Raw genomic sequence first — 12129 nt, 5'->3', positions numbered from 1 at the left:
TAATTAAGGAGATTGAGCTTAAAAACTTTAGTGCTTCCGATGCGCTGGATGAGACTCTTTAAGCAAAAAACTTGCGATAAGTAAACTGACTAAATAGCATATCGGCATAACCATTAAAGCGATTTGGTAACTTGGAATACTGTAAACATGTACCCCATTCACCAAATGCCATAAGTTTGTATGCTGTAATATGTACCCTACTAATGGCTGAAATAATGCACCACCTATCACTACTGAAAGATTATTAAAACCAGAGGCAGTGCCAACAAGTTCAGGAGGATTATTTTCTTTGACCACAGCAAAACTTACTGTTTGTCCACCTGCTCCTAAACCCAATACAAATAGAATAAATGGCGTCCATCCATAAGATAATCCAGGGAAATACAATAAAACCAATGTAGCAAACAAACCTAAAATTGCACTGATAATCAGAGCGATGCGTCGACTTTCAATACGATCACTGAACCATCCTAATAGAGGGCTCCCTACACCAATTCCAATCCAAATCATACTGCATAATCCTGAAGCAGCAACCACGCTTATTTGGAATTTTTCTTGTAAATACGGAACCCCCCAGAGTGCAGCGAAGACTGCAATGGGAGCCCATATCGTGAACGCATAACCGCCTATTATCCAGGTATAACTATGTTTGCACACAGCCATAAGTCTTTTCCATTCATCACGCAGGTAATGTTCGGGAACTGCTTGACTTTTCTGGTGGGGATAATCTCGGATATACAACCAAAAGAAGGCTGCCAGAATAAAGCCAATAATCGAAAGAATAAAGCTTGCATTACGCCAGCCAACACCTTGAATTAGATAAGCTAAAGGCATTTCACCGAATATAGCACCTACTGAACTCATCAATTGTGCGATCCCTGCCAAAATAGCGAAATAATGAGGGGGAAACCAACGTGATAAAAGAACCAATACCCCAATAAAAGAAAATGCTGAGCCAATCCCAATAAGGAATCTTCCGATACATGCAGTGAATACACTGTCAGTTGAAGCAAAAAAAGCAGACCCAAGAGCACATAGGATAATTGCAAAAGTCATTAATTTTCGCGGACCATAACGATCGAATAACACACCTGCGGGTATTTGAGTTGGTGCGTAGGCATAAAAATAAAATGCCGAGATAACTCCAAATCCTTGTCCTGTAACCCCAAAAGTTTTCATCATCGACTCAGCCATAACACTGGGGGCTACTTGCAGAATGAATTCATATAAATAAAATGATGCTGCCAGGAAAAATATAAAATAAGCAGTCACAAGACTCGTGCTTGCTTCCCGAGGTGTTCTTTCTATATAATTTGCGCTCAAGTTAAGGTCACTCCGTTTGAAATTCCACATTTAAGCCTATACATATTTATTTTGTCAATATGATAGTGAATAAAAGGAGTTATGGCCCGGGTTTCGCTGCGCTGCACCCAGGCTACACAATCTTCTTCAAATTATTTTGCTTAGGATAGACTGCGCCCAAAATCACGGGCTCTCGAGACCCGGTAATCGTACTTAAATCCACAGGAACTCGATTTATCGTTTGTGAAGCTAACCAAGCAAACATCATCGCTTCTAAATAATCCGGACTAATACCTAATTCAGCGATACTGCTCACACGAGTTTCTGGCAATAATTCAGTAAGCATATGCAAAAGAGCAAGATTGTGGGTGCCGCCACCACACAAATACATCTTCTCGACATGATTTTGTTCGTTTAACACTGTATTCGCTATAGTTTTTGCAGTAAATGCAAGCAATGTTTTTTGTATGTCTACTGGTTTATATTCATCCTTAAAATAGTTTTCCAGCCACAATAAAGAAAAGTATTCTTTGCCAATGCTCTTTGGTCCTGAAGATGTAATAAAAGAATCTGACATAAATGTTTCAAGAAGAGGAGCAATAATTTCACCCTGTTGTGCCCATTCTCCGCCAGAATCATAATCTCTCCCCTGCTGTTTCATGATCCATGCATCCATTAAACAATTTCCAGGCCCTATATCCCAACCTTTAATTGGTTCATTCGCATTAATAAACGTAATATTGCTAATACCCCCTACATTTACTACAGCGACATGACTATTCTCACCATTAAATAATTTCTGATGATAAAGTGGCGCAAAAGGAGCCCCCTGCCCACCCAGCACTAAATCACGAGTCCTAAAGTCTGCTACAACAGTGATTCCTGTTAATGTTGAAATCGTATGGGCACACCCTAGCTGTAAGGTATATGGAATAGTGCAATTCGTGTTATGACATACTGTTTGACCATGACTACCAATAGCACGAATATCACTGGCTGATAATTTTGCTTTCTGTAATAACTCATTTACAGCATAAGCAAATTCTCTTCCAATTAATGTATTAAGTTGACAAATAGAAGCCAGACTTACGTCCGTCTCCTTCATCAATTTATCCATACGCGCTTTTACTTCATTACTATACTTATTCGTGATCCCATAAAGCAGTGTATTGCTTGATACATCAACCAGAGCGGCATCAATACCATCCATGCTTGTTCCAGACATCAAGCCTATATACAAAGTCATTATTGATCCCCAATCGAAAATATTAAAGACATGCACCCAGGCTACGAGCCTACAATTTGAAACAAGTATAAAAGTTATTCGTAGTAATTTCAGCTATTTTATCATAGGACATACCGCGGAGCTCAGCTATAGCTTCCGCTACATGTTTTACTAATGCAGGATGATTTTGTTTGCCGCGATAAGGTACCGGAGCTAAATAAGGTGAGTCCGTTTCAATGAGAATTCGGTCCAAAGGTATTTTTCGCGCTACATCTTGAAGTGCCGTTGCATTTTTAAAAGTAACAATTCCGGAAAATGAAATATAAAAATTCAAATCCATGGCTTGATACGCTATATCTAAACTTTCAGCAAAACAATGCATTACTCCACCAATTTGTTGTGCATTTTCTGCTGCCATTAATGCTATTGTATCTTCTGCTGCTTGGCGAGTATGAATAATCAATGGCTTTGAAGTTTTTAAAGCCGCCTTTACATGCGCTTTGAATCGACTACGTTGTACTTCTCGAGCTTCTTCGGTATGAGTTCGATAATAATCCAAACCTGTTTCACCTATTGCAATACATGCAGGATTCTTTGCCAAATCACACAACATTTCCGACGTAATAGGAACGTCCATTTCAGTATTTGGATGAATACCCACCGAAATACTAATATCAGGGTATTCTGAAGCAAGTTTTTCTAATTTTGGATAATCATTCAATTCGACACAAACACATAAAAAATGCTGCACGTCATTTGCTTTTGCTTGTGCCAAGACATTAGCCATATCATTATTAAAATCAGCTAAATCGAGAAAGTTCAAATGGCAATGCGAGTCAACTAACATAAAAATGGCCTCTTAAAATATTCATCAGCTCAACATAAGGAATAGAAATAAATGTTTTCCCATATTGCATTAAACTAAATTGTATCTGTTAATTGGGAAGATTTTAACATGCCTGCTAAATAGGTCTCTATTTTATTACATAAATTACGGCTGTTTTCATCGATAAATTGTACTCCTACTCCAGGTACTTTATTTCCCTGTGCTCCTTTAGGTGTAATCCAAATAACTTTTCCATCAACGACATAGAGTTCATCTTCATCCATTAATTTGATTGATAGCTTAACCACTGAGCCAAATAAATAGTTTGTTTTAGTGCGAATAAATAATCCGCCTCCTTTAACAAATGGCATATAAGCTGCATAAAGTGTTGATTCACTAAGAAACGAGCAATTGATTTGTTGTATTGTATCCATCATAGATCTTCCTTAAATATTCTGGATTTCATAAAAATCAAAACCTTATATAGACCAATTGCTTATAAGGCAGCCTTATTTACCGTATATTGCTAACAATAAATCTTCCAATGCTAAAGTTTGATTTACATTCATATTATGGCTTAATTTTCGCTGCAATGTATTTATTTTATCGATTTGAGAGAAAATCATTATGGGATTTAATAATGACATTAAACAGCTCAGCTGAGGCAAAATTGGGCCAATATCTCCAGTCATATTAATTTGCATCACTTGTACTTGCGCATACACTAAATACAAAAACCAAAGTAATGTTCCTAACTCAAATTGACTCCATTGAGCAGCAACAATACTAGGATGCATTTTTTGCTCGATTACTGCAATTAAACCATCTAAAATAAACTCTGACTGTTTCACAATCATTGCTTGTTCAGATTCCTCTGGGTAGTGCTCAGCCAATTGCAAATGATTAATCCGTGACAAGTCGTTATATGATGCAAAACGTACTATCTGGCATCTGCTCAAGACTGTAGGTAATAAAGTACTTATTTGCTGGGCTAAAAGTAAAAATATTGTCTGTGAAGGAGGCTCTTCTAAAATTTTTAATAATGAATTAGCCGCAGAGGTATTCATTCGATCAGCGGACTCGATAACAATCAAACGATATTTAGTTCGTTGAGGTGTTAAATAGGCATAATTTTGCAATTCTCTTATCTGATCGATTTTAATTGCACCGCCACTTTTTTCTGGTTTAACCCATTCAATATCAGGATGCTCGCCGCCTACAACCATCCGACAATCAACGCAGGTACAACAAGGTTCATTTCCCTTTTGCTTACAGAAAATTAACTGAGTTAATTTTTTTACAAAATCCACAAAATCACGATCAAACGCGCCAATAAACAGCATAGACTGAGAAATACGATTATTACTCCAAGCAGATTGAATCTGATTCCATTGCCGTTGATATTTTTTGTTTCGATCCGATGTTGGACGATCCGACACGTCGTTAAATTCGCTCATCGTTAATGCTCAATAAATTGATTTATCGCCTGTTGAATTGCCTGCTGTACTTCATTTAGAGGACAGCGCGCATCAATAATCACTGTATTGGAATCCATGTTAACATGATGAATGTAGCTTTCATGGACACGATGAAAAAAATCAATTGATTGTTGTTCAATCCTATCGAACTCACCTCTTGATTTAACGCGCATCATTCCCTCTTCAGGGCTAATATCCAAATATAAAGTCAGATCGGGTTTAAATCCATTAAGTGCAAAAGAAGATAACTGATGAATCACTTCTTGATCCAATCTTCTTCCACCACCTTGATATGCCATAGTTGAAAGTTCGAATCGGTCTGCAATAACCCAAATTCCTTGGTTTAAAGCAGGTTTAATAACTTCCTCAATAAGCTGAATTCGGGCTGCGTAAAGCAATAATAACTCACTGCGATCATCTAAAACCTCCCTATATTTGGGATTTTTAATCAGATCCCGTAAAATCTCACCGATAATTGTGCCCCCAGGCTCGCGGGTAGTCAGAGTTTGGATTTGCCTTTTGGCTAGAAGCTCTATAACGGTACTTATTGCCGTTGATTTTCCAGCACCTTCCAATCCTTCAATAACAATTAACTTCCCAGCTAAAGATGACATTAGAGATCCTTGCGTTTATATTGATTAATTGCTTGCTTTTGTTGTTGATACGTTTCAGAAAATTGATGTGTCCCATCTCCTTTGGCAACAAAATATAAATAGTTGGAGAGTTGAGGGTGAGCGGCTGCATCTAACGCTTCCTTACCCACCATAGCAATAGGTGTGGGGGGCAAACCTCTATAATGATATGAGTTATAGGGGGAATCAATGAGCAAATCATTATGAGCTAGCTTTCCCTTGTATGCAGAACCCAAACCGTAAATAACAGTAGGATCCATCTGCAACGGCATTTTTTTATTTAATCGATTAACCATTACACCCGAAATTAACTTACGCTCCTGCGGAATAGCTGTTTCTTTTTCAATTATTGAGGCAGCTGTCAGCAATTCATAGGGAGTTTTATAGGGTAAATTAGGCGCTCTATTCGCCCAGCTCATATTTAAATAATTAATTAAATTACGATGAGCATGTTCTAATAAACTAGTACCGCTGCTACCTCCTCGATACTGATAGGTATCAGCGAGTAATAGCCCCTCAGCATTGGGATAATTGCCCTTTATGGAATTCCAATCTTCAGGACGATAATTTAAATAGACCGCATTTGCCAAATCTTGTGAAATTTTTTTCTGGGTGGTACCCGCAATAATCGTGAAATTTTGGGTTAAAACATCTCCCGCTACAACCCGATGTATTAACTGCATTGCAGTTTCACCCGGCTTTATTTGGTATACACCCGCTTTAAGCTGGGATGATAAACCTGACAAACGAATCATTGTTAGAAGCGCGGAGTTTGAACGGATCAGGTTTTTCTCTTTCAATGTTTTTACAAATTGCGAAGCTGATGCAGTTCGGTCAAGAGTGATGATAACTGGTGAACCGTCTTTAGGAATAATGGGTCTTGCTATCTGAGTATAAGTACTAAAAAAGAAAAGTAAAAAAGACATAAAAAACAGCATTACTACATAAAGTATCAGTTTTTTATGTCTTGAAAATGTCATTTAGATCCGCTTAAATAACAAGCTACCATTTGTTCCACCAAAACCAAGCGAATTACTCAGAACATAATTAATAGCTCTTTTTTGAGGTGTATAAGGTACATAATTCAAATCACATCCTTCATCAGGATTATCCAAATTAATAGTTGGCGGAGCAATTTGATCTCTGAGTGCCAAAATGCTAAATATTGCTTCTACAGCACCAGCAGCACCTAATAAGTGACCTGTCATTGATTTTGTAGAACTAACCGCCAAATTATAGGCATGTTGTTTAAATACACGCTTAATTGCTTTCGTTTCATTCAAATCATTAAGATAAGTCGATGTACCATGCGCATTAATATAATCAACTTGTTCTGGATCAATACCTGCATCATGTATGGCTGCTTCCATCGCCCGAGCCGCACCATCCGCGTCATCATCAGGGGCAGTAATATGGAAAGCATCCCCAGACATACCAAAACCTACAAGTTCGGCATAAATTTTTGCACCACGTGCTTTAGCATGTTCATATTCCTCTAGAATAAGAACACCCGCACCTTCACCCATAACAAAACCATCTCTATCTTTATCAAAAGGTCTTGATGCCTTTTGAGGCTCATCATTGCGCTTAGATAGAGAACGCACAGCAGAAAACCCTGCCAAACACAGTGGTGTTAGGGTCATTTCAGCCCCACCACATACCATAACATCAGCATCACCATAAGCAATCATTCGCCCAGCAAGTCCAATATTATGTGTACCGGTAGTACATGCGGTTACAACAGAAATATTGGGCCCTTTCAGCTGATGTCTTATTGAAATCTGTCCAGCAACCATATTAATGATACCTGCTGGGATAAAGAATGGAGAAACCTTTCGAGGCCCACCTGCCATCAATTTATCTTGATTATTGGTAATTGTCTGGATGCCACCAATACCTGCACCAACAGCAACACCAATACGATTTGATAAATTCGCATCAACCTTCAAACCCGAATCCAGCATTGCTTCATCAGCTGCAGCAATGCCATATTGGGTAAAAACATCCATTTTACGAGCATCTTTAAGCGGAACATAGTTCTCAATATTAAAATTCTTAACTTTAGCCCATATACGCGTACTGTATTCATTAGCATCAAATTCATCTGCCAAAACAACACCACTTACACCTGCTAATATATTTTGCCAAGTTTCTTCTACATTAAGCCCGACAGGGGTAATCATACCCATACCAGTAATTACTACACGCCGCTTATTCAATGAAGGCTCCTCGTAAAACAATTCCCGTCCATCTCCCACACACTATGCGTAGGAGCGAAAGAGATAAAGCAAAAATGCTTATGCTTCTTCTTTATTTAAATTAGATTCAATATAATCAATCGCTTCCTGAATCGTGGTAATTTTTTCAGCTTTTTCATCAGGAATTTCTGTTTCAAATTCTTCTTCAAGAGCCATAACCAATTCCACAGTATCCAAAGAATCAGCACCTAAGTCATCAACAAACGATGCATCATTCTTTAACTCTTCTTCTTTAACGCCTAACTGTTCAACAACAATTTTACGAACACGCTCTTCAACAGTACTCATAACTTGATTTTCCTCTTTCGGTTGATAGAAATTTAAAAAAATTCCAGGTTATTTAACATACAACTTCCACTTAACTTTGATTACTTAACAATAAGTCTTAATTTATTTTAATTAGCAAATCAAATAAACATCAATTTAGCTATCATTTTCAACCCAATCACTTAAATTTGGAAGCACTCCATAAAAGCCAAACAACCAAAGTTAAATGGAAGTGGTATAGTTTATTCATTTATACAGATAACGCAAGTGCAATTAATCCATATACATGCCGCCATTGACATGAATTGTTTCACCCGTGATATATTTAGCACTGTCTGATGCTAAAAAAGCTACTGCTTCGGCTATATCTCCGGGTTCTCCCAGCTTCCGCATAGGAATTCTTTTTAACATTTCCTCCTTTACCATATCTGGTAAAGCCGCTGTCATGTCTGTATCAATAAACCCAGGCGCAACAACATTAACAGTAATTCCCCGGCTTCCGATTTCTTGAGCTAAGGATTTGCTGAAACCAACAACACCGGCTTTTGCTGCAGTATAATTTACTTGACCTGAGTTTCCGCTTGAACCAACCACTGACCCAATAGAAATAATTCGTCCCCATCGTGCTTTAAACATGGGTTTAATACAAATTTTAGACATTTTGTATATTGAATTCAAATTCGTTTCGATTACCTTATACCATTCCTCATCATCCATACGCAGCAATAAATTATCTGATGTTATCCCAGCATTGTTCACTAATATTGAAGGAGATTGATTTTCATGAGTCAATTCACCGATTACTTTTTCTATTTGCTCTGAATTGGTAACATCCAGGACAAGCCCCTTTCCTGACAATTTTTCTTTTTCAAAATAGGCATTTATTGATTGGGCGCCTTGTTCTGTAGTGGCTGTACCAAAGACAAAGGCACCTTGCTGCGCTAATTTAAGAGCTATAGCCTGACCTATTCCTCGGCTCGCCCCCGTTACTAAGGCAATTTTCCCATCTAGACTCGTCATTTATTTTCCTCTATAGAAAATGTTTATTTCTGATAAGCTGAGTACTTATTCGATCAATTTTGGACTCAATACTCATACAAAATTTAAGTTATGCTCATTCTACATCTCAACATACGCCTAAGGGTATCAGCAATACACTCAGGTTACGCAAACTGCTCCTCAAGCTGTTCTAAACTAATAGTATCGTAAACACTAATTGTATTTAAGCTTCTATCGATTCTTTTAACTAATCCGCCCAATACTTTTCCTGGACCACACTCCAGAACAAGTTCGATACCGTTGTTTTTAAAGAGCTGTATTGTTTCTACCCAACGTACCGGACTATATAGCTGTTCTTTTAATTGCTTACGTATATGCTGTGCTGAATGATAAATACTTAAATCAACATTACTCACAACGTCTGTTTTTGTATTATTAAATTCAATTTTAGCGAGATACTCAGCAAAGGATTCAGCAGCCTCCGACAATAAAGGACAATGACATGGAACACTTACTGGAATCACCTTAGCAAGACGAGCACCAGCATCCTCAGCTAAACCTAATATTCGTGTAACAGCTGGAGTATGTCCAGCCACAACTACTTGTCCAATTGCATTATAATTTGCTGGTGCAACCACTTCATTTTCTTGACTGGCTTGCTCACATAAAGTTTTTACTTGCTCATCGGTTAAACCTACGATCGCTGCCATAGCCCCTAAGCCTAAAGGGACGGCATTTTGCATTACTTGTCCTCTACGCGCTACTAAACACGCTGCGTCGTACAATGATAATGCATCAGCACAAACCAAAGCCGCATATTCACCTAGACTATGGCCAGCCATAATCTTTGGTTGAGCAACGCCATGTTGCATCAACACTCTATATACTGCGACATCTGCTGTAAGCATTGCAACCTGTGTATGTTCTGTTTGATTTAGTTTTTCTTCAGGCCCATGCTGCACAAGTTTCCATAGATCATAACCCACTGCTTCAGATGCTTCTGCAAATGTCTTGACAACAACAGGATACTGCAACTCAAAATCAGCTAACATTCCTACTGATTGTGAACCTTGTCCAGGAAATACAAATGCTGTTTTTACCATATTAAAAATAGCTCCGAACTAAAATATAATTCAAAAAAATGACTCAATAAAATTATTAATAACGAATTACCATAGCTCCCCAAGTCATTCCACCACCAAAGGACTCAATCAATAATAACTCATCTCTTTTAATCTGATTGGTTCGAATAGAATGATCTAGAGCCAAAGGAATAGATGCAGCCGAAGTATTACCTTGGCTACCAATAGTAACAATCACTTGTGACATAGGAAGGTCAAGTTTTTTAGCGATGGCTTGAATAATACGCATATTTGCTTGATGAGGAATCAGCCATTGAATGTCAGATTTTTTCAAATGACTGGCCTCTAAAACTTCATCAACAACATCGCCCATAATTTTAACGGCGATTTTAAAAACTTCATTACCACGCATACTAATTGTTGCACGTTGATTATCAAATGTTGCATTGCTTAGATTTAATAATTTTTCTGCATCGTAAGAAGCATGTAATACACTCCCCATGATACCTTGCCTGTCACTAGCACTTAAAACTACTGCTCCTGCACCATCTCCAAATAGAACACAAGTTGCTCGATCAGTCCAATCTACAGCTCTAGACATGCTTTCACTACCGATAACAAGAATATTTTTAGCTGCACCGGATTCAATATATTGTTTTGCAATATCCATTACATAAACAAAGCCACTGCATGCGGCACCGACATCAAAAGCAGGTATAGGGCGCTTAATGTTTAAAGCATGCTGCACATAACAAGCAACCCCTGGAAAAAAATGATCTGGAGTACATGTAGCAACTAATATTAAATCAATTTCATCTGCATCCAATCCGGAGGCACTTAATGCCTGTTCAGCGGCCTTGGAGGCCATATATGATGTAGTTTCATGAGGTTGTGCAATACTGCGACTGCTGATCCCAGTTCTAGTGACAATCCACTCATCACTGGTATCCAGAATTGACTCAAGCTCAAGATTGCTGAGTTGTTTTTCAGGAGTATAACTACCAGTACCACGTATTACAGCGTTTCTCATAACAGCAACCCCTGATTTATAAAATCATTTATTTGGGCACGCACTAAATCAACCACGTTATTTTTAACTTCAAGAACTGCCTGTTCAATAGCATGTTGGAACCCTAGTTCATTGGCACCACCATGGCTTTTAACAACAATGCCATTTAACCCGAGCATGCTTGCTCCGTTATAACGAGAAGGATCAAAGCGTCTCTTAAGATGCTTTAAAGCCGGGCGTGCAATTAAAGCAGAAAGTTTTGTATACCAGTTTCTATTAAATGACTCCATGAGCAAACCGACAAAAAACTTTGCAAGGCCTTCGCTCGCTTTTAAGGCTACATTGCCAACAAAACCATCGCAAACTACTAAGTCCACTTCTCCAGTATAAAAATGATCACCTTCTACATATCCCACATAGTTCATGACGTCACATTCAGCCAACATGTGTGCCGTACGTTTCACTTGATCATTTCCCTTCATTTCTTCCACGCCTATATTCAACAAGGCAATTTTGGGTTTGGGTTTATTTGATACTGCCTGTACTAATGCAGATCCCATAACAGCAAACTGAAATAAATGTTCAGCACAAGAATCAACATTAGCCCCCAAATCGATCACCCAAGTCCTACCACGCATAGTAGGCAATTCAGAAACAATCGCAGGTCTATCGATCCCAGGTAATGTTTTTAAAACATAACGCGCGGTAGCCATTAGGGCACCAGTATTTCCGGCACTAACACAAGCTTGTGCCATTCCTTCTTTCACCAAATTAATGGCAACGCGCATGGAAGAATCTTTTTTATTTCGCAAAGCATGTGAAGGCAATTCATCCATAGTCACCACTTCAGAAGCATGGACTATGGAAAATTGATTTGAAGAAGCCATATCATACTTTTTTAAAAAAGCATGAATCTTATCGTGAACTCCAACAAGAATGAGTTTCAAATCAGGATTATTATTTGCTGCGCGAATGCAGGCAGGAATCACAACACTCAGACCATGATCCCCACCCATCGCATCAATTGCAATGGTGATATTTTTCAAGAAAA

13 protein-coding genes are annotated in these 12129 nt (G+C 38.3%); all 13 read right to left on the bottom strand.

Annotation, left to right across the window (positions count from 1 at the left end):
- Window positions 1-27: 27 nt before the first annotated feature.
- A complete protein-coding gene (locus Lstg_RS09845) occupies window positions 28-1323 on the bottom strand; it encodes an MFS transporter (protein WP_058477487.1) in 1296 nt (431 codons plus the stop codon).
- Between the two features lie 112 nt (window positions 1324-1435).
- Window positions 1436-2548, bottom strand: a complete 1113-nt coding sequence (locus Lstg_RS09840; protein ID WP_058477486.1) for an anhydro-N-acetylmuramic acid kinase — start codon at window positions 2546-2548, stop codon at window positions 1436-1438.
- Between the two features lie 49 nt (window positions 2549-2597).
- Window positions 2598-3374 carry a TatD family hydrolase gene (locus Lstg_RS09835; protein WP_058477485.1) on the bottom strand — a complete coding sequence of 259 codons (777 nt, stop codon included), beginning with the start codon at window positions 3372-3374 and terminating at the stop codon, window positions 2598-2600.
- 74 nt (window positions 3375-3448) lie between these two features.
- Window positions 3449-3787 carry a PilZ domain-containing protein gene (locus tag Lstg_RS09830; protein ID WP_082650837.1) on the bottom strand — a complete coding sequence of 113 codons (339 nt, stop codon included), beginning with the start codon at window positions 3785-3787 and terminating at the stop codon, window positions 3449-3451.
- 75 nt (window positions 3788-3862) lie between these two features.
- Window positions 3863-4810, bottom strand: a complete 948-nt coding sequence (locus Lstg_RS09825; RefSeq protein WP_058477483.1) for a DNA polymerase III subunit delta' — start codon at window positions 4808-4810, stop codon at window positions 3863-3865.
- A 2-nt stretch (window positions 4811-4812) separates the two neighbouring features.
- Window positions 4813-5445 (bottom strand): dTMP kinase, encoded by a 633-nt coding sequence (tmk, locus tag Lstg_RS09820; RefSeq protein ID WP_058477482.1) that lies wholly within the window; start codon window positions 5443-5445, stop codon window positions 4813-4815.
- The gene (gene mltG / locus Lstg_RS09815) at window positions 5445-6443 is read right to left on the bottom strand and encodes an endolytic transglycosylase MltG (protein WP_058477481.1); all 999 of its coding nucleotides are present in this window, start codon (window positions 6441-6443) and stop codon (window positions 5445-5447) included. The genes tmk and mltG overlap by 1 nt, the downstream gene beginning before the upstream one ends.
- Entirely contained in the window at window positions 6444-7682 is a 1239-nt protein-coding gene (fabF, locus tag Lstg_RS09810) for a beta-ketoacyl-ACP synthase II (protein WP_058477480.1), read from the bottom strand.
- A 78-nt stretch (window positions 7683-7760) separates the two neighbouring features.
- Complete coding sequence (gene acpP, locus Lstg_RS09805; RefSeq protein ID WP_003631752.1) at window positions 7761-8009, bottom strand: acyl carrier protein; 249 nt, start codon at window positions 8007-8009, stop codon at window positions 7761-7763.
- A 252-nt stretch (window positions 8010-8261) separates the two neighbouring features.
- Complete coding sequence (fabG, locus tag Lstg_RS09800; RefSeq protein ID WP_058477479.1) at window positions 8262-9008, bottom strand: 3-oxoacyl-ACP reductase FabG; 747 nt, start codon at window positions 9006-9008, stop codon at window positions 8262-8264.
- Between the two features lie 143 nt (window positions 9009-9151).
- Window positions 9152-10090 (bottom strand): ACP S-malonyltransferase, encoded by a 939-nt coding sequence (fabD, locus tag Lstg_RS09795; protein ID WP_058477478.1) that lies wholly within the window; start codon window positions 10088-10090, stop codon window positions 9152-9154.
- A gap of 55 nt (window positions 10091-10145) precedes the next feature.
- Window positions 10146-11099 (bottom strand): beta-ketoacyl-ACP synthase III, encoded by a 954-nt coding sequence (locus Lstg_RS09790; RefSeq protein ID WP_058477477.1) that lies wholly within the window; start codon window positions 11097-11099, stop codon window positions 10146-10148.
- Window positions 11096-12124: a phosphate acyltransferase PlsX gene (gene plsX, locus Lstg_RS09785; RefSeq protein WP_058477476.1), complete on the bottom strand. Its 1029-nt coding sequence runs from the start codon at window positions 12122-12124 to the stop codon at window positions 11096-11098. Before plsX ends, Lstg_RS09790 begins: the two co-directional genes overlap by 4 nt.
- Between the last annotated feature and the right edge of the window lie 5 nt (window positions 12125-12129).

The sequence above is a fragment of the Legionella steigerwaltii genome, assembly GCF_001468065.1.
Lineage (GTDB): Bacteria > Pseudomonadota > Gammaproteobacteria > Legionellales > Legionellaceae > Legionella > Legionella steigerwaltii.
Note: the sequence above shows the minus strand (reverse complement) of the source record. Positions and strands in the feature narration are given on the sequence as shown.